The sequence below is a fragment of the Vibrio azureus genome (genome assembly GCF_002849855.1).
Taxonomy (GTDB): domain Bacteria; phylum Pseudomonadota; class Gammaproteobacteria; order Enterobacterales; family Vibrionaceae; genus Vibrio; species Vibrio azureus.
Window position 1 is genome coordinate 453,370 of the sequence record NZ_CP018616.1, and the last position, 20,589, is coordinate 473,958.

The following is a 20,589-nucleotide window of genomic DNA, read 5'->3' on the forward strand; positions in this document are numbered from 1 at the left end:
TTCGGAGTAGTAGATAATGCCAAAACGTACTGACATTCAAAGTATTCTTATTCTTGGTGCTGGTCCGATTGTTATCGGTCAGGCATGTGAGTTTGACTACTCTGGCGCACAAGCATGTAAAGCACTGCGTGAAGAGGGTTACCGAGTTATCCTAGTTAACTCCAACCCTGCAACTATTATGACTGACCCAGATATGGCGGATGCAACTTACATTGAGCCAATTCAATGGGAAGTGGTACGCAATATCATTGAAAAAGAACGTCCAGATGCAGTATTGCCTACTATGGGCGGTCAGACGGCACTTAACTGTGCTCTTGATCTAGAGAAACACGGTGTTCTTGAAGAGTTCGGTGTTGAGATGATTGGTGCGACTGCTGACGCAATCGACAAAGCGGAAGACCGTTCTCGTTTCGATAAAGCGATGAAGTCTATCGGCCTTGAGTGTCCGCGTGCAGATACTGCAAAAACGATGGAAGAGGCTTACGCTGTACTCGATATGGTTGGCTTCCCATGTATCATCCGTCCATCATTTACTATGGGTGGTACTGGCGGTGGTATCGCATACAACAAAGAAGAGTTCGAAGAAATCTGTCGTCGCGGTCTAGACCTATCTCCAACCAACGAACTACTAATCGATGAATCACTGATCGGTTGGAAAGAGTACGAAATGGAAGTGGTTCGTGACAAAGCGGACAACTGTATTATCGTATGTGCGATTGAAAACTTCGACCCAATGGGCATCCACACGGGTGACTCAATCACGGTTGCACCTGCGCAAACACTAACAGACAAAGAATACCAGTTGATGCGTAACGCATCTCTAGCAGTACTGCGTGAGATTGGCGTTGAAACGGGTGGTTCTAACGTACAGTTTGGTATCAACCCGAAAGATGGCCGTATGGTTATCATCGAGATGAACCCACGTGTATCTCGCTCTTCTGCTCTAGCATCTAAAGCAACAGGTTTCCCAATCGCTAAGATTGCAGCGAAACTGGCGGTTGGCTTCACGCTAGATGAGCTAATGAACGACATCACGGGCGGTGCTACGCCAGCATCATTCGAACCAACCATCGACTACGTAGTCACTAAGATTCCTCGTTTTAACTTCGAGAAATTTGCAGGTGCTAACGACCGTCTAACGACGCAAATGAAGTCCGTTGGTGAGGTGATGGCTATCGGCCGTAACCAACAAGAATCTCTACAAAAAGCACTTCGCGGTCTAGAAGTTGGCGCGACAGGCTTTGACGAGATGGTTGACCTAGATGCGCCAGATGCACTGACGAAAATCCGTCATGAGCTGAAAGAAGCAGGCGCAGAGCGTATTTGGTACATCGCGGATGCATTCCGTGCAGGTATGTCAGTAGATGGCGTATTCAACCTAACGCAAATCGACCGTTGGTTCCTCGTTCAAATCGAAGACCTCGTGAAACTTGAGCAAGAGCTAAAAGTAAAAGGCTTTGCTGGTCTGAATAAAGAAGAACTTAACAAGCTGAAACGTAAAGGTTTTGCTGATGCGCGCCTATCTAAGATTCTAGGTGTAGCGGAAAGTGAAATCCGTCGTCTACGTGACCAGTACGATATTCACCCAGTGTACAAGCGCGTTGATACGTGTGCGGCTGAGTTCTCATCTGATACAGCTTACATGTACTCATCTTACGATGACGAGTGTGAAGCAAACCCAACAGACAAAGACAAGATCATGATTCTTGGTGGTGGTCCAAACCGTATCGGCCAAGGTATCGAATTTGACTACTGTTGTGTACATGCATCACTAGCTCTACGCGAAGATGGTTATGAGACTATCATGGTTAACTGTAACCCTGAGACAGTTTCAACAGATTACGACACATCTGACCGTCTGTACTTCGAACCAGTAACTCTGGAAGACGTACTAGCAATCGCTCGTGTTGAGAAGCCAAAAGGCGTTATCGTTCAGTACGGTGGTCAAACACCACTTAAACTGGCTCGCGCACTTGAAGCGGCTGGCGTGCCAATCATCGGTACTAGCCCAGATGCAATCGACCGTGCAGAAGACCGTGAGCGTTTCCAAGTTGCTGTTGACCGTCTAGGCCTTCTACAGCCAGAGAACGCAACAGTCACTACGATGGAACAAGCGGTAGAGAAATCTCGTGAAATCGGTTACCCACTGGTTGTACGCCCTTCTTACGTACTTGGTGGTCGAGCGATGGAAATCGTATACGACGAGCAAGACCTACGTCGCTACTTCAACGAAGCAGTAAGCGTATCGAACGAATCGCCAGTTCTGCTTGATAGCTTCCTAGACGACGCTGTTGAAGTGGATATCGATGCTATCTGTGACGGTGAGCGTGTGGTTATCGGCGGTATCATGGAGCACATCGAACAAGCAGGTGTTCACTCAGGTGACTCGGCATGTTCTCTTCCTGCATACACGCTAAGCCAAGAAATCCAAGATGTAATGCGTGAGCAAGTTGAAAAGCTGGCGTTCGAGTTGGGTGTTCGTGGTCTGATGAATACGCAGTTTGCGGTTAAGAACAACCAAGTATACCTAATCGAGGTAAACCCTCGTGCAGCGCGTACGGTACCGTTCGTATCGAAAGCTACGGGTGCGCCAATCGCTAAGATTGCCGCGCGTGTAATGGCGGGTCAATCTCTTGAAGCTCAAGGCTTTACGAAAGAAATCATCCCACCGTACTACTCAGTAAAAGAAGTCGTACTGCCTTTTAACAAGTTCCCTGGTGTTGACCCACTATTAGGCCCAGAAATGCGCTCTACTGGTGAAGTGATGGGTGTAGGTGCAACGTTTGCAGAAGCTTACGCGAAAGCAGAACTGGGTTGTGGCAACATTTACCCAGAAGGTGGTCGTGCACTACTGTCTGTTCGTGAAGGCGACAAAGAGCGCGTTGTTGACCTTGCGTCTAAGCTATCTAAGCTTGGTTACCAGCTGGATGCAACACACGGTACAGCAGTTATTCTCGGCGAAGCGGGTATTAACCCACGTCTAGTAAACAAAGTACACGAAGGTCGTCCTCACATTCTTGACCGTATCAAGAACAACGAGTACACCTACATCGTGAATACTGCCGCTGGCCGTCAAGCGATTGAGGACTCAAAAGTTCTACGTCGTGGTGCGCTTGCTGAGAAAGTGAACTACACGACAACGTTAAACGCGGCATTCGCAACATGCATGGCGCACACGGCAGACGCGAAGAGCACAGTAACTTCGGTTCAAGAGCTACACGCAAAAGTGAAAGCGAGCTTAGAAGCGTAATAGATAAAAATCAGTAAGCCTGTAAAGTAGGGCTTATAGACAACCTCGTTGCCCGCTCAGTTGAGCGGGCTTTTTTTGTCTTAAATCATTGCTCTAATCTGTTCGCTTCAGTTAACCGAGACTCGGTTCAGTCATGAAAAAAAGGAATAGATCAGTGTCTAGACTTTCCATTTTCTCCTAACTCAATCAGTGTTAATGTACTCGCAATTGTTACTTTTATAATTAGTGAGTGGTTAGATGGAATTGAGCTTTGAGATTCTTACGATGTTATTTTTTGTGGCATCAGTGGCTGGATTTATCGATGCCATGGCTGGGGGCGGTGGATTAATCACATTACCTGCATTATTAGCCTCAGGTTTAACTCCTACTCAAGCATTAGCCACCAATAAGCTGCAAAGTTCATTTGGCAGTTTTTCTGCGAGTTGGTTTTTTGTACGCAATGGGGTTGTCAGTCTAAAACAGATGCGACTTGCTATTTTCTGTACGTTTATCGGATCGGCGATCGGGGCAGAAGTGGTGCAATATATCGATGCGAGTATACTCACGAGCTTGATTCCTGCGTTACTAATTGCCATCTCTCTGTATTTTTTGCTCGCACCAGCTACCACTCAAACAGACACAAAGGCTAAGCTATCTGAAGCGATGTTTGCATTGTCTATTGGTGGCGGGGTTGGTTTCTATGATGGCTTTTTTGGTCCAGGAACAGGATCGATATTTACCGTGTGCTTTGTTGTGCTTGCTAACTGTTCTTTAATTGAGGCGACAGCACGGACAAAAGTTTTAAACTTTACCTCTAATCTTGCTGCGTTACTGTTTTTTATTTTGGCAGGCCTGCCGGTTTGGGAGATCGGATTGACGATGGCAATAGGTGGCTTTATTGGCGCACAATTTGGCGCAAAAGTCGTGGTCACCAAAGGGCAAAAGTGGATCAAACCCATTGTGATTATTATGTCTATGCTGATGGCATTAAAACTTCTTTGGCAACAACATCAGCAATGGTTTTTATCAGTATTTTAATCCATTCACCTTATCATCTCTGTTGCTCAAAGAGGTGATAAGGCCTTTTATCTTATCGATTAATAGCAAAAATAGGCAAAGACAAATGCCAACGAATCGCAGCCAGCCTGATAAGCAAAGTAGAGACGATACCGCTGAGTAAGGCAGCAGAGTGGTCTTGAGTAAAGTGCAGCACGACTGTGTGACAAACGCCACCTAAAATGCAGGCTGTTGCGTATACTTCGCTACGTAATACCATGGGGACTTCACGTGCGAGAACATCACGGATTATGCCGCCGCCACAGCCGGTAATGACTCCCATAATGACCGCTACCATGCTGGAAGCGTTATAGGCCAGCGCTTTTTCGACACCAATCCCAACAAATACCGCTAAGCCTATCGCGTCACATACTGGTAAGACCCACCAAGCTAAACGTTTAGGGCGGCGTACCAGAAGCATAGTGACGACACAGGTGATCAAAATGACCCATAGGTAAGTATTGTTAATGACCCAAAAAACGGGGGTTGCGCCGAGTGTCATGTCTCTTATTGTGCCACCACCGATCGCGGTGACGCTGCCAAGAACGACCACACCGAAAGGATCCATTTTTAGGCGACCAGCGAGCAATACACCTGAAATAGCAAAAATAGCAGTACCGAATAAATCGATCATATAAAGCAGCATGGAGTCCATGTTACTTGGTACCTTTAAACAACTTGTGGAAAATGGACGGGAATTGTACGAGATTTGCCACGAAAACGTTAGCGTTTTTGCCGAACACGCTCAAAATATTCGCACACTTCTTTTACTGCTTGTAAGGTTCTGGGAGTTTGGCGATTAAGCCAGTCACGGTTAGGAGACCAGACATGGCCATTTTGAAAAGCGATAAGGTCAGGTTTCCATTTGTTCCAGATCCCTTGTTGTCCGACGGATTGTCGAGAAACAAAAAGCGCTTCCGGTTGGCGGAGAATGACCTGCTCAAGGTTGACTTGTGGATAAGGGGCAAGAGAACTCTCGAAAATATTCTCGCCACCACAAAAGTGAAACACTTCACTGGGCCAATGGTGTCCTGTGACGGTCATAAGAGGTTTGTCGCTTATTTGGTAAAAGTAGCGAACTTTGTTGTTTGTCTGGTATTTGGTTTGTAATAACTCTAATTGGGCTCGAAAATTTGCGGCGGCTTTTTGACCCACTTCAGGCTTCTCAGTGTAAACACTCAATTGCTCAATATGTTTAGCAATATCTTCTAGAGAATGTGCAGTGGTATCATATATCGGTATCCCAAATTGAGCCAATTTCTCCAGTTCTTTTGTCGGATTACCTTCCGGCCAAGCAAGTACAAGGTCAGGCTTAAGAGTAAGAATACGTTCGAGTTTAATCCCTTGGTAATTGGAGACGGTTTCCAGTTGTTTGGCTTGTTGTGGATAATCGCTCATTTCACTCACGGCAATCAGTTTGTCACCTAATCCCGCAGCATAGGCAAGTTCGGTTGCGTGTGGAGAAAGGCTAATCACTTTTTGCACTTCTGTGTGAGCGTATGGTTGAGCTGAAAACAACATGATAATAGCAGGCAAAGCTAACAAAAGTGGGTTCATTATAGTCCCTGATAAATGAGGCCAAGTAATACGCTTTGGATGACAATCCAAGTAAAAATACGCCACACGAGTAACGTTTGTATTTGTGCAAGGTGAATCGCTGAAGGAGCAATTCTGCCGCCAATTTTAGCACGTTCTGAGCGATGACCTTGATATAATGCCGGCCCTCCCAATGACAATTGCAGCTTAATTCCAATTGAACAGAGTAGCCAGCTTGGACCGGGTAAAGGCCATGATTTTGCTTGTTGGAGCACGTTTTTTAGTACATATAAGCCATTTTTACCAACCATAATCAGCAAGGCAAATAGGCGCAAAGGGACAAGCTCGAGGGCCGCTGTCACTTGGATAGCGGGTTTGCCAAATGGGTTATATTGACGGCGACTGGGTGACCAAGCTCGGGCAAGTTCTGCCGTGAGACGGTACAGAATTGCACCAATGCCACCAGTCAGGCCATACCAAAACAAAACGCACACGACGTTTCGTCCGTAGCCCATTATGATGGTTTCTGCGCCAGCTTTACCTAGACCTAATAAAGACAACGTATCGGTGTCACGATTGAGGTATGGTTTTAAGAGTGTTCTGGCTCGAACCTTGTCTTGATTGGCTAATTCGTTAATAAGCTTTTTGGTCAATGTTTCGTTCTTACGCCAATCGAGAGCAATTAGCAGTAAAGCCAGTTCAAATAAAGGGGCTTGCCACACTAATGGCTTCATTGCGATCAACAAAATGAGACAAGGAAGTAGCATAAGCAGCAGGGCAAGACTGCCAGAAATGATGCTTTGGGAGTCGTTATGATGATTATTTACTTTCCCCGTCAGTTGTTCAGCAAATTTGTGCCAAAGCGTGACCGGGTGTAAAGAATGGGGGATAGGGAGAACGAGATGAAAGAACAGTGCTCCCCACATAACGAGGAGCACACCATCAGCATACAAAAGTTGAAAGAATTCTTTCATCTAATAGAAGGCTTATTTAGTCAATTCCAACATTTTGAACACCATTTCTGAGGAGCTCTTTGCTGCTAATGGCAAAAACTCTTCAAAGCTCATTGGTGATTCTTTGTCTGCAACATCTGAAATAGCGCGTACTACCACAAAAGGTGTGTCGAATTGGTGACAAGTTTGAGCAATAGCGGATGCTTCCATTTCTACTGCGATAGCTTTCGGGAAATGACTGCGGATAAATTCTTGACGCTCAGAAGTACAAACGAAGGCATCACCTGTACAGATAAGACCGCGAACTGCGTGGGTATTTTCCATTTGTGCGAGTGCGTTTTCGGCGAGTTCAATTAATTTGTTATCGGCTTGGAATGCCGCAGGTTGGCCAGCCATTTGCCCCATTTCGTAGCCAAATGCAGTCACATCTGCGTCGTGATGACGAACTTCAGTTGAAATAACGACATCACCAAGGTTTAGGCTGGCGTCAAATCCACCCGCTGAACCGGTGTTAATGACAACATCTGGTTGGTATTCGTCTAACAGAATGGTTGTGCCTATTGCTGCTGCGACTTTACCGATACCCGATTGAAGTAGCACCACGTCAACATCGTTGATTTGTCCGGAGAAGAATGTACAACCTGCCTTTGTTACGGTTTGGCTGTTTGTCATTGCTTCTTTTAATATGGTCACTTCCTGTTCCATCGCGCCGATGATACCAACTTTCATAATACTCTCTTATTGATAACAATTAATTTCCTGAGAGTATACCACTCTGTGTCGATATAGGGGCGTTATTTGACTAACTTTGCTTCTATTAGCAAGGTTCTGAGTTGATCTGCACGTTTACGGTTCACGCCAAAGTCTGAATAACCGACACGAGATTCAGAGCGGACGAGCAGGGTGTTACCTTCGATCTTTAATTCTAAATCGTCGACAAATCGCATGATTTTGGACGTACATTCGATGCGTAAGTAGTCATTTTGTTTAACAGCGGTCTTTGCTCCGGGTAGCGCTAAAGCCGCTTGCTCAATCGCATCGATAGTCGCTGAATCGCTGAGTGTATATGGCATAAGTGCAAATTTGGCTCGAGTATCTTGAGTCGAGACACAATTAGGTTTATTGCCACAAGGCATGTGAGAGCGATCGATCATTGAGGTCATTCCTTGGCTGCATGCAGTTAAATTGAAAAGTATAATAGGAAGGAGGGCCGTTTTTTTCATGGTTTTCTTTCTTACCGATGGTTCTTTAGTATATACCCAAATGGCACTGAGATGATCACATGATGTTTCTGTTTTATACCCAAGCAACTTCTGCATCTTGAGAGCGCTTGGGTATAAGAGGCCCGATTGAGCCCCCTTTGTTTAAGAGAAGAGATGGCCCTAAACTTCGAGGTAGTCGAGAATGCCTTCTGCGGCTTTACGTCCTTCATCGATGGCAGTTACAACAAGATCGGAGCCTCTTACTGCATCTCCGCCAGCAAAGATTTTGGCGTTACTGGTTTGGAATTGGAATTCTTGTTTGGCTGAGGCTTTGATGCGTCCCCACGGATCCAACTCAACATTAAACGGCGCTAACCAATCCATTTTGTGTGGCTGGAAACCAAACGCCATGATGACGACGTCTGCAGGTAGAACGTGTTCGCTGCCTGCGACGGGTTCTGGACGTCGACGACCTGCGTCATCAGGTTCACCAAGGGCGGTTTTCACTACTTTGACCCCCGAGACTTTGCCTGATGCATCCACTTCAATCCCTAAAGGTTGAAGATTAAACATGAACTTGACGCCTTCTTCTTTGGCGTTTTTCACCTCGCGGCGAGAACCTGGCATATTGGCTTCATCACGACGGTAAGCACATACCACGTTTGATGCGCCTTGGCGGATAGAGGTTCGAACACAGTCCATCGCGGTATCACCACCACCGAGTACCACTACGCGTTGCTTTGCCATGTCGATAAAAGGTTTGTCGTGCTCCAAGCCCATGACCTTGTAAGTATTTGAAATCAAGAATGGTAGAGCATCGTAAACGCCCGGCGCACCCTCATTTTCTAATCCTGCACGCATGTATTTGTAAGTACCTACACCTAAAAAGACGGCATCGTACTCATCGAGCAGTTCTTGCATTTGAACATCTTTGCCCACCTCGACATTCATACAAAACTCGACGCCCATCTCGGTGAAGATACGACGACGATTTTCCATCACGCCTTTTTCAAGCTTGAATGAAGGAATACCGAAGGTCAGGAGCCCGCCAATCTCAGGGTAGCGGTCAAACACCACGGGTTTTACTCCGTTACGAACTAAGATATCGGCGGCGGCTAAACCTGCTGGGCCTGCACCAATGATGGCGACTTTTTTATCAGTCCATTCGACCTTAGACATGTCTGGCTTCCAGCCCATCTCAAAGGCTTTGTCGGTAATGTATTTCTCAACGTTACCTATGGTGACCGCGCCAAAGTCATCATTAAGAGTACAAGAGCCTTCACACAAGCGATCTTGTGGGCACACTCGGCCACAAACTTCAGGTAGGCTGTTGGTTTGATGTGAGAGTTCAACAGCTTCAAGTATACGACCCTCATTAGCCAGTTTTAGCCACTGAGGGATGTAGTTGTGGACCGGACACTTCCATTCACAATATGGATTACCGCAATCTAAGCAACGATCCGCTTGAGCCGTCGCTTGCTGCTTGGTAAATGGTTCATAAATTTCAACGAACTCGATCTTGCGAACTTTGAGGGGCTTTTTCGCAGGATCTACGCGCTTAACATCGATAAATTGATAAACGTTCTGACTCATGATTCAAACATCCTCCATGATTATTGGGCTTGAACGCGCAGTTCTGCGGCACTGCGACTTTGGTGACCAAGCAGCGTACGCAAGTCTGCCGCTTGTGGTTTGACCAAATAGAACTTTGGAATCCATTCATCAAAGTTCGCCAAGATATCTTCTGCGTGGCTCGATCCGGTTTCTTCAAGATGTTCGGCAATCAGGCCACGTAAGTGCTCCTGATGGATGTAGAGGTCTGACAGAGATATCGCTTCAACCGATTCGTTGTTCACGCGACCTTGGAAGTCTTGGTTCTCATCCAATACGTAAGCAAAACCGCCCGTCATGCCTGCGCCGAAGTTCACGCCAGTCGCGCCTAGTATGGCAACAATACCACCGGTCATGTACTCACAAGCGTTATCGCCAGCACCTTCAATAACGGCAATCGTACCTGAGTTGCGCACGGCAAAGCGTTCACCGGCTTTACCTGCCGCAAACAGCTTACCGCCGGTCGCGCCGTACAGACAGGTGTTACCAATGATGGTCGCTTCATTACACTTAAAGGCAGTGCCTAGGTGGGGTTTGATTACCACCTTACCGCCAGCCATGCCTTTGCCTACATAGTCGTTTGCATCGCCAGTGAGGTAAAGCTCAACACCACCTGCGTTCCAAACGCCAAGTGACTGACCAGCAGTGCCATCTAAATGCAGTTTGATTGGCGTTGCCGTCATGCCTTGGTTACCGTAACGCTGAGCTATTTCACCTGATAAGCGAGCACCAACAGAACGGTCGGTGTTGATCACGTTGTAGAAGAAGCTAGCTGATTGACGTTTCTCAACTGCTTGCTGCGCGTCTTCAATGATCTTGTTGTTTAGCTCGGCTTTATCAAATGGTGCGTTTGGCTGTGTCCAGTAAAGAGGGTGTCCTTCTGGAGAGACTGGTGCCTCAAGGATATTCGACAGATCTAGCTTGGTTTGTTTTGCTGTCAGACCTTCAACGGTTTCCAACAAATCTGTACGTCCAATCAAGTCAGTCAGTTTTTCGACGCCAAGTTCAGCGAGCAATCCACGTACTTCGTCTGCCAGCCCGATGAAGTAGTTCATCACCATTTCTGGTAGACCCTTGAAGTACTCATTACGTAGTGTCTCGTCTTGAGTTGCAACGCCAGTCGCACAGTTGTTGAGGTGACAAATACGTAGGAACTTACAACCCATTGCCACCATTGGCGCAGTACCAAAACCGAAGCTTTCCGCACCGAGAATCGCCGCTTTCACCACGTCTAGACCGGTTTTGAGACCACCATCTACTTGCAGGCGGATCTTATGACGCAGGCCATTGGCAACCAGTGCTTGTTGGGTTTCTGCCAATCCTAACTCCCAAGGGCTACCTGCGTATTTCACAGAGGTTAATGGGCTGGCTGCGGTACCTCCGTCGTAACCGGAGATGGTAATGAGGTCTGCATAAGCTTTAGCGACACCTGTTGCGATAGTGCCGACACCGGGTTCAGAGACTAACTTTACGGAAATCAGCGCCTTTGGATTGACTTGTTTTAGGTCGAAGATCAGCTGGGCTAGGTCTTCAATTGAATAAATATCGTGGTGCGGAGGAGGGGAGATCAGAGTTACTCCCTGTACCGAATAACGCAGTTTTGCGATTTCTGCGGTGACTTTGTGTCCCGGTAACTGACCACCTTCACCTGGCTTCGCTCCTTGTGCCACCTTGATTTGCAGTACGTCAGCATTGGTGAGGTAATGAGGTGTGACGCCAAATCGACCTGAAGCAATCTGTTTGATACGCGAGTTACGCTCTGTACCGAAGCGTCGAGGGTCTTCACCGCCTTCACCCGAGTTGGAGTAACCACCAAGACGGTTCATCGCTGTTGCTAAAGCTTCATGTGCTTCTGGGCTAAGTGCACCAATTGACATGGCCGCCGAATCAAAACGTTTGAACAGTTCTGTGCTTGGCTCGATTTGCTCAAGTGGTAGCGGTGAGTCTGGTTTCTTCAGTGACATTAAGTCACGCAGCATCGCAACTGGGCGTTGGTTGACTTGTGAAGAAAAGCGTTGATAATCGCTGATATCACCCGTTTTTACGGCACTTTGTAGTGTACTAACGACATCCGGGTTATAGGCATGATACTCACCACCATGAACATATTTCAATAAACCCCCATGCTCGATGGCCTTACGTTTTGCCCATGCTTTGCGAGACAGGTTGTACAAGTCTTGTTGGAAATCATCGAAGTTCGCGCCTTCAATACGAGTTGCTACGCCTTTAAAACACAGATTGACGACTTCTGTACTTAAACCAACGGCTTCAAACAGTTGTGAGCAACGGTAAGAGGCGATAGTAGAAATCCCCATTTTTGACATGATCTTATACAGACCTTTGTTGATGCCGTATTGGTAGTTTTGCATCACATCGCGATAGTCTTTTTCTAGCGCTTTATCATCAATCAGCTTACCTAGCGCTTCATAAGCTAGGTATGGGTAAACTGCAGTGGCGCCAAAGCCAAGCAAGACAGCAAATTGGTGTGGGTCACGCGCAGTTGCGGTCTCAACAACAATGTTGGCATCACAACGTAAGTTGGCATCGATCAAGCGAGTTTGAACCGCACCGACTGCCATTGCTGCAGGAATTGGCAGTTTGCCTTTGACTAAAGCGCGATCTGAAAGCACAACCAGAACCGTGCCTTCACGTACGACCTGTTCTGCTTGCTCACACAGATCATCAATGGCTTGTTTGAGATCTTTCTGTTGTGGATCGTAGTTGATGTCGAGAATGGTATTGCGGTAGTGATCGTCACCAAGATCAAGTAATTGCTGCATGTCTGAGTAAAGTAGTACTGGTGAATCGAAGGTCACTCGATAGGCGTGACCATCGGTTTCACAGAAGACGTTCATCTCCTGGCCAATACTGGTCGCCAGTGACATTACGTGTTTTTCACGCAATGGATCGATTGGCGGGTTGGTTACCTGAGCGAACTTCTGGCGGAAGTAGTCAGTTACCAAGCGCTCTTTTGACGAGAGAACGGCCATTGGGGTGTCATCACCCATAGAGCCGACGGCTTCTTGGCCCATATCACCAAGGACACGCAGTACTTGATCAACTTCTTCATTGCTCATGGCAAATTGCTTTTGGTAAGTCTTAAGCAAGTCTTCATCAAAGCTGCGTTCGCCAACTTTATCTTCAGATAACTGAGCAAAAGGTGTGAGTTTGCGAACGTTGTTTTCCATCCATTCTCGGTAAGGGTGACGAGATTTGAGATCGTTATCGATCTCGCTAGACTGCCAAAGTTTGCCTTTGCGAGTATCGATAACCAGTAACTCTCCAGGAGCAACACGTCCCTTTTCTGCGACTTCATCGGGAGCGTATTCCCAAATGCCAACTTCAGAAGCTAATGTGATTAACTTATCTTTTGTGATCACGTAGCGTGCAGGGCGTAAACCATTACGGTCGAGGTTACATGCCGCATAGCGACCATCGGACAGTACTATACCAGCTGGGCCATCCCATGGTTCCATGTGTTTTGAGTTGAAGTCGTAAAACGCGCGCAGATCCGGGTCCATATCTGGGTGGTTTTGCCATGCTGGTGGCACTAGCATACGCATGGCACGGAAGATATCCATGCCGCCTGCTAAAAAGAGGTCCAGCATATTATCTAGGCTTGAGGAATCTGAACCTGTTTCATTCACAAATGGCGCTGCAGTTTGGAGGTCAGGCAGCAGTGGCGATGAGAATTTGTAAGCGCGTGCTCGTGCCCATTGGCGGTTGCCTTCAATAGTGTTTATTTCACCATTATGAGCGAGGTAGCGAAACGGCTGAGCCAGAGGCCAACGCGGCTGGGTATTGGTTGAAAATCGCTGGTGGAACAAGCAGATAGCGGATTCCATGCGTAAATCCGCCAGATCAAGATAAAAGCGCGGTAAGTCTGCAGGCATGCACAGGCCCTTGTACACTAGAACTTGTGTCGACAAGCTACAGATGTAGAAGTCCGGGTCTTCAGTGATTTGTTTTTCGATGCGACGGCGTGCAATGTAGAGACGACGTTCAATATCACGCTCACGCCAACCTGCTGGCGCAGAGATAAAGACTTGCTGGATATTTGGTAGTGAATCGACAGCGATTGGGCCGAGCACCTCTGAGTTAGTCGGAACCTCACGCCAACCAGCCACAGTTAAGGTCTCTTGGGCAAGTTCCTTGTTGACGATGTCTTTGGCAAGTTGAGCTTTGAGCGGGTCTTGGCTAAAGAAGATCATTCCGATAGCAAATTGCTTGCCAAGTTTGAAACCATTTTCTTCCGCGATCAAACGTAAATAAGAATCGGGTTTTTGAAGTAGCAAGCCGCAGCCGTCGCCAGTTTTTCCATCTGCGGCAATCCCGCCGCGGTGAGTCATACGGTCGAGAGCATAAATGGCAGTTCGAACCAGTTTGTGACTTTGCTGCCCTTCCATATGTGCGATTAAGCCGAATCCACAATTGTCTTTTTCAAGACTTGGATCATAAAGAGCCATAGCAATTCTCCTTTTGCTTATCTGTCATCCTGGCAGATACATCAACAAGACATCCGTTGATGATTTTGATTGAGTATGGGTAATTGATGGTTATTCAGGATTTGAGACTATTTATTTTTTGATAGATGTCATTTTTGTGCTCAATAGTCAAACAAGCTATAGCTTGGAAGAAAAAAGGTCAAGTAAATAGTGATTAATAATGCGAATGTTAGTTTTGTGAATTATTCATCTGCATTGGGCTTTCAGTTGCACTTTGTCGTGCTATTTCTTCCAAAGCGGAGTGAAGAAAGAGAGTAGAAAAAAGAGAGGAAAGAGAGCAGAAAAGAGGTAAAGAAAAAAATTTGTTAGCTTTAGGCTAAAAAAAGACCAGCGTATAGTTAAGGAGCTCAGTCGGTTGGAAATAGGTATACTGATATCATTTAGCTACAGAAGGCTGGTCAAAAGGCCTTGGAAGGAAATCTTGCCTCAGGTCGTTTCCCTGAGGCATATTAGGGTAAAGCGTTATGTTAGGCAGATAGCATTAAGGAGTCTGCTTTTGCTTCTAGATTGGTGTTACCCATGAGGTAATCATCGATAGCACGGGCACATTCGCGACCTTCGTTGATACAACGAACCACCAAAGATTGGCCTGTTCGCATATCACCAGCTGCAAATACGCCTTCTTGGTTAGTCGCAAATCCTTGAGTGGCTACGTTACCGCGCTCGTCTAAAGCGATATCCAGTTGAGCAAGCACGCCTGTTGGCTCTGGGTGTAGGAAGCCCATCGCTAGGAATGCCATATCACATGGAATCACACGCTCGCTGCCTTCTACTTCTTTGAAGCTTGGACGCTCGCCAGGTTTCGCATCTTGCCAAACGATATCAGCCAGACGAAGTCCTGTAACTTCACCTTTGTCATTACCAATGAATTCTTTGGTCAGGATGTTCCAGTGACGATCAACGCCTTCTTCGTGAGACGTCGATGTACGTAGGATCATTGGGTACTGTGGCCATGGCATATTTGCAGGACGTTTCTCTGGTGGAATCGGCATGATTTCAACCTGAGTGATACTTGCTGCACCATGACGATTAGAAGTACCTACACAGTCAGAACCCGTATCACCGCCACCGATAACGACCACATGTTTACCTTTCGCATGGATCTCTTCTGTTTTGAGATCCATGTTGTTGGCGCGACGGTTGTTTTGTCCTAAGAACTCCATCGCAAAATGAACGCCTTTTAGCTCGCGGCCTGGAACTGGTAAGTTACGTGGAACTGTTGATCCGCCAGTCAATAACACCACATCAAACTCTTGACGCAGTTGCTGAGCATTTACGTCAACACCAATATGTTGATTTACTTTAAATTCGATGCCTGCTTCTGCCATTAAGTTGATCTTACGATCAATGACGTCCATGCCCAATTTGAAGTCTGGGATACCAAAACGTAGCAGACCGCCTACTTTCTCGTCTCGCTCGAATACCGTCACAGTATGCCCAGCACTGTTGAGCTGTTCAGCGGCTGCGAGGCCAGCAGGGCCTGAACCGATGATCGCGACGGTTTTACCACTGCGAGAACGCGGTGTTTTGGGTTTGGCGTATCCTTCACGATACGCGGTTTCTACGATGGTTTTCTCGATATTACAGATGGTGATTGGATCTTGGTTAATGCCAAGTACACAAGCACTTTCACACGGAGCAGGGCAGACTCGACCAGTAAACTCTGGGAAATTATTGGTTGAACTTAGAATGTTCCATGCTTCTTCCCAGCTATCACGATAAACCGCATCATTAAATTCTGGGATGATGTTACCGATAGGGCAGCCGTTATGACAAAACGGCACACCACAGTCCATACAACGAGAAGCCTGTGTATTGATTTTGTCACCAAACTCTTCGTTGAGAACAAACTCTTTATTGTTCTTGATACGCACTGCCGGGTCGATCTTCTGTGGCAGTTCACGTCCATGCTCTAAAAATCCAGTAGGCTTACCCATTATACGGCCTCCGCTTGAGTTTCGTTTCCTTGAGACTGCGCTTCAGTTTTACGTTTTTGAAGGACGGCTTTGTAATCACGTGGCATAACCTTAACCAAGGTGGCCAAGCTGGCTTCAAAGTTGTCTAGGAAAGACTGAGCGACTTCACTTCCTGTGAATTGAACATGCTTAGTGAGCATGTCGAGTAATAGATCTCGGTCTTCTTGCTCGATGGGGTCGAGATCTACCAGCTCTGGGTTCAGTTTTGACTCAAAGTCACTGGATTTATCCCATACGTAAGCCACGCCGCCACTCATACCTGCAGCAAAGTTACGACCTGTTGAACCAAGGATGATGGCTGCACCGCCCGTCATGTATTCACAACCGTGGTCACCGACGCCTTCTACTACGACTTTCGCACCTGAATTGCGAACACAAAAACGCTCACCAGCCATACCGCGAATGAAAGACTCACCCGAAGTGGCACCGTAGAAACACACGTTACCCACCACGATGTTGTCTTCGGCGACAATGCTTGATTTCGCGTCTGGGTAAAGCACTAAAGTACCGCCAGATAAGCCTTTACCCCAGTAGTCGTTCGCATCACCTTCCACTTCGAATTTCACACCTTTCGCGAGGAAAGCACCGAATGACTGACCTGCAGAACCTTTGAACTTGACGTTCATTGGTTGAGGTAGACCGGCATCTTTGTACACTTTGGAGATTTCGTTCGATAACATGGTCCCTGCAGAGCGGTCCGTGTTGACGATAGGGAATTCGGCATTCACCGCTTCGCCTTTCTCGAGCGCAGGAATCGCTGCTTGAATCAGTTTGCGGTCTAGTACTTCTTCTAGGTTGTGGTTCTGCTGAGCTTGGTTGAAGACGCCATCGGCTTCGCGTGGTTGCTCAACATGGAGAACAGGAGACAGATCTAGGTTCTTGTATTTCCAGTGAGAAACGTCTTGGCGAATCTTCAGCTTCTGACCTTGACCGACCATCTCATCGATAGTGCGGAAGCCAAGTTCAGCCATGATTTCACGTAGACCTTGTGCCATGTATTGGAAGAAGGTTACGACGTCTTCTACGCGACCATCAAAGCGCTCGCGAAGCGTCTTGTTTTGAGTCGCGATACCAACAGGACAGGTGTTCTTATGACACTTACGCATCATGATACAACCTTCAACCACCAATGCAGCGGTTGCCACGCCCCATTCTTCTGCACCAAGTAGTGTTGCCACTGCAAGGTCGCGAGGTGTCTTCATCTGACCATCCGCTTGAACCACGATACGGTTACGTAGACCGTTCTTTAGTAGCGTTTGGTGCGTTTCTGCCAAACCAAGTTCCCAAGGAAGACCGGTATGACGGATGGAAGACATGGGGGATGCACCTGTACCACCGTCGAAACCTGCGATAAGTACAACATCCGCTTTCGCTTTAGCAACACCAGAAGCGATCGTACCTACGCCTGCTTCTGATACCAGCTTCACGTTGACACGACCTGCACGATTCGCATTCTTCAAGTCGTAGATCAGCTGAGCTAAATCTTCGATTGAGTAGATATCGTGGTGTGGTGGTGGTGAGATAAGACCGACGCCCGGAGTTGAGTGACGTGTTGCACCGATCCAGTCATCTACTTTATCGCCTGGTAGCTGACCACCTTCACCTGGCTTAGCACCTTGAGCCATCTTGATTTGCAGCTCTTCAGCGTTAGTTAGGTAGTAAGAGGTTACGCCGAAACGACCAGAAGCCACCTGCTTGATTGCCGAGCGTTCCCAATCGCCGTTTTCTTTACGCTCGAAACGCATTGGGTCTTCACCACCTTCACCAGAGTTCGATTTCGCGCCAAGGCGGTTCATCGCAACAGCCAGTGTGGAGTGTGCTTCGTAAGAAATAGAACCGAATGACATTGCACCGGTCGCGAAGCGTTTCACGATGCTTTCAATTGGCTCGACTTCGTCGATAGAGATAGAACCAGCTGGGTTCTTAATGAACTCAAGTTGGCTACGCAGGGTTACCGCGTTGTCACCTTGCTTATCTACAGCAGTCGCGTATTGCTTGAACTGATCGTAGTTCTTGTTGCGCGTAGACTCTTGCAGTAGAGAAATGGTTTCTGGGTTGAATAGGTGCTTCTCACCACGCTGTTTCCACTGGTAAACACCACCAACATCCAGCATTTGAATTGGAATTTCGCGTTGTGGGTAACCGATGCGATGACGGATAAGTACCTCTTTGGCGATATCATCAAGGGTGAGACCTTGGATACGAGAAACCGTACCTGTGAAGTATTTGTCTACTACTGATTTGTGGATGCCCAAGGCTTCGAAGATTTGCGCGCCGTGGTACGACTGTAGTGTTGAGATACCCATCTTCGAGAAGATCTTCAGAAGACCGCCGTTGATCGCTTTACGATAGTTGTTGAACAGATCGCGAGGGTTCGCTTCTGGATCCAGCTTCTTCGTACGTTGAAGTTCGATGATGGTTTCAATCACTAGGTATGGGTTAACCGCATTCGCGCCGTAACCCAGTAGCGTTGCAAAGTGGTGCGTTTCACGCGCGTCACCGGTTTCAACTACGATGTCACACTTCGCACGTAGACCTTTGCGGATCAAGTGGTGGTGGACTGCGCCAACGGCCAGCATTGCAGGGATCGCCGCGTGGTTTGAGTTCACTGCACGGTCAGTGAGTAGGATGATTGAGTAACCATCGATAACTGCGTCTTCTGCGTATTGGCAGATACGTTTTAGTGCACGTTCAAGCTTGCCTTGATCTTCATTGGCTTGGAATACGATATCTAGCGTCTTCGCTTGTAGGTGCTCGTTATCGATCGCACGCAGCTTTTCAAGCTCAGAGTTCGCTAGAACAGGTGATTCCAATTCGACTTTCTGACAGTGAAGTGGTGTTTCAGTCAGAAGGTTTTGGTCTTTACCCAAGTAAGTGTTCAGCGACATCACCATACGCTCACGGATCGGGTCGATCGGTGGGTTAGTTACCTGTGCAAACAGCTGCTTGAAGTAGTTTGAAAGATGCTGAGACTGATGAGATAGAACCGCAAGAGGCCAGTCTGCACCCATGGCGGATAATGGCTCTTTCGCATCATTCGCCATTGGAACGATGATTTCGTTCACTTCCTCAGTGCTCACTCCGAAAGCTTGTTGACGGTGCAGCAAACGTTCAGGAGAAGGTTGGCTGAACTGGTTGCTCGCATCTGGCAGCTTCTTCAAGCTCAGTAGGTTTTCTTCTACCCAATTCTCGTAAGGCTGCGCTGTTGCGATGGTGTCTTTCACTTCTTCATCAGAGATGATGCGACCTTGTTCTAGGTCTGCAACGAAGATACGACCTGGTTGTAGACGGCCACGGAACTCAACGTTCTCTGGTTCAATATCCACAACACCAGATTCAGATGCCATCACCAGGAAGTTGTCTTTGGTCACTGTGTAGCGAGAAGGGCGCAAACCGTTACGGTCGAGTGTCGCACCAACTTGAACACCATCAGTAAAACATACTGAAGCAGGGCCATCCCATGGTTCCATGATGTTCGCGTGGTATTGATAGAATGCGCGACGCTTAGGATCCATGTTTTTATTTTCTTGCCATGCTTCCGGAATCATCATCATCAATGCGTGTGGTAGGCTACGACCAGAAAGAACGAGGAGCTCAAGTGCCATATCGAAGTTAGATGAATCCGAGCTGCCTTCCTGACAGATTGGAAGCAGCATGTCGATTTCAGCCTGAGTAAACAGGTCTGATTCTAAGATAGCTTCACGGGCCTTCATCCAGTTCAAGTTACCGCGAACGGTATTGATTTCACCGTTGTGGGCAATGTAGCGGAAAGGCTGTGCAAGACGCCATCTCGGGAAGGTATTGGTAGAGAAGCGAGAGTGTACCAGTGCCAGTGCAGTCACCATGGTCGGGTTTTGTAGATCAAGGAAGTACTGAGGTACTTGCTCGGTCGTTAGCTGACCTTTGTACACTAATGTCTTGTAAGACATGGAGTTAATGTAGAAGTCGTCACCAATGTTCGAAACACTTTCTAGGCAGACTCGCACTGTGTAGTTACGAAGCACGTACAGTTTTCGTTCTAGCTCTTCAGGCGTAATACCAGGCCCACCAGAGATAAACACATGCTCAAATTGAGGCTCTGTGCTCAGTGGATCTGCACCGATCATTGAGTTATCGGTTGGTAGAATGCGGTAGCCGATAACTTCAAGGTCTAGACGTTGTGCGTTACGTTCTAGAATGTCACGGCATTGCTCGCGTTTGTATTCGTCTTTCGGGAAAAGAACGACGCCTACACCATATTTTTCAAACGAAGGCAGCTTAATGCCTAACTTAACCGCTTCTTCTAATAGGAATTCATGAGGTTTTTGTAGCAAGATACCCGCACCATCACCGCTGCATGGGTCACAACCTTGACCACCACGGTGTTCCATGCGAGCCAGCATATCTAATGCTTGCGTCACCACGTCATGAGATTTACGGTTTTTGAGGTGAGCAACAAAACCGATACCACAAGCGTCATGCTCCAATTCAGGAGTATAGAGCCCGTGTGAACTTTGCTCTCTATCGACCATAGATACATCC

At 47.3% G+C, this 20,589-nt stretch carries 11 protein-coding genes; 2 read left to right on the forward strand and 9 right to left on the reverse strand.

All coding sequences use genetic code 11. From position 1 onward, the window contains the following. Positions 1 to 16: 16 nt before the first annotated feature. Together carB and BS333_RS02240 are read left to right on the forward strand one after the other, a co-directional pair. Positions 17 to 3,250 carry a carbamoyl-phosphate synthase large subunit gene (gene carB, locus BS333_RS02235; protein WP_021709904.1) on the forward strand — a complete coding sequence of 1,078 codons (3,234 nt, stop codon included), beginning with the start codon at positions 17 to 19 and terminating at the stop codon, positions 3,248 to 3,250. A 237-nt stretch (positions 3,251 to 3,487) separates the two neighbouring features. Continuing rightward, positions 3,488 to 4,267: a TSUP family transporter gene (locus BS333_RS02240; RefSeq protein ID WP_021709905.1), complete on the forward strand. Its 780-nt coding sequence runs from the start codon at positions 3,488 to 3,490 to the stop codon at positions 4,265 to 4,267. Between the two features lie 52 nt (positions 4,268 to 4,319). On the opposite strand, the gene BS333_RS02245 is transcribed toward BS333_RS02240, so the two are convergent. The 9 genes from BS333_RS02245 to gltB (BS333_RS02285) all read right to left on the reverse strand — a co-directional run bounded on the left by BS333_RS02245 (position 4,320) and on the right by gltB (BS333_RS02285) (position 20,579). Then, positions 4,320 to 4,940, reverse strand: a complete 621-nt coding sequence (locus BS333_RS02245) for a TRIC cation channel family protein (RefSeq protein ID WP_021709906.1) — start codon at positions 4,938 to 4,940, stop codon at positions 4,320 to 4,322. 68 nt (positions 4,941 to 5,008) lie between these two features. Then, positions 5,009 to 5,842, reverse strand: coding sequence for a vitamin B12 ABC transporter substrate-binding protein BtuF (gene btuF, locus BS333_RS02250; RefSeq protein WP_021709907.1), 834 nt, complete (start codon positions 5,840 to 5,842; stop codon positions 5,009 to 5,011). Beyond that, the gene (locus BS333_RS02255; protein ID WP_021709908.1) at positions 5,842 to 6,795 is read right to left on the reverse strand and encodes a cobalamin biosynthesis family protein; all 954 of its coding nucleotides are present in this window, start codon (positions 6,793 to 6,795) and stop codon (positions 5,842 to 5,844) included. Before BS333_RS02255 ends, btuF begins: the two co-directional genes overlap by 1 nt. 12 nt (positions 6,796 to 6,807) lie before the next feature. Further along, entirely contained in the window at positions 6,808 to 7,503 is a 696-nt protein-coding gene (gene mtnN / locus BS333_RS02260; protein ID WP_021709909.1) for a 5'-methylthioadenosine/S-adenosylhomocysteine nucleosidase, read from the reverse strand. Between the two features lie 65 nt (positions 7,504 to 7,568). Next, entirely contained in the window at positions 7,569 to 7,997 is a 429-nt protein-coding gene (locus BS333_RS02265) for a DUF1499 domain-containing protein (RefSeq protein ID WP_021709910.1), read from the reverse strand. A 159-nt stretch (positions 7,998 to 8,156) separates the two neighbouring features. Next, entirely contained in the window at positions 8,157 to 9,569 is a 1,413-nt protein-coding gene (locus BS333_RS02270; RefSeq protein ID WP_021709911.1) for an FAD-dependent oxidoreductase, read from the reverse strand. A gap of 20 nt (positions 9,570 to 9,589) precedes the next feature. Then, positions 9,590 to 14,053: a glutamate synthase large subunit gene (gene gltB, locus BS333_RS02275; RefSeq protein ID WP_021709912.1), complete on the reverse strand. Its 4,464-nt coding sequence runs from the start codon at positions 14,051 to 14,053 to the stop codon at positions 9,590 to 9,592. 506 nt (positions 14,054 to 14,559) lie between these two features. Beyond that, positions 14,560 to 16,029: a glutamate synthase subunit beta gene (locus BS333_RS02280; protein WP_021709913.1), complete on the reverse strand. Its 1,470-nt coding sequence runs from the start codon at positions 16,027 to 16,029 to the stop codon at positions 14,560 to 14,562. After that, a complete protein-coding gene (gene gltB, locus BS333_RS02285) occupies positions 16,029 to 20,579 on the reverse strand; it encodes a glutamate synthase large subunit (RefSeq protein ID WP_021709914.1) in 4,551 nt (1,516 codons plus the stop codon). The genes BS333_RS02280 and gltB (BS333_RS02285) overlap by 1 nt, the downstream gene beginning before the upstream one ends. Positions 20,580 to 20,589: the final 10 nt, after the last annotated feature.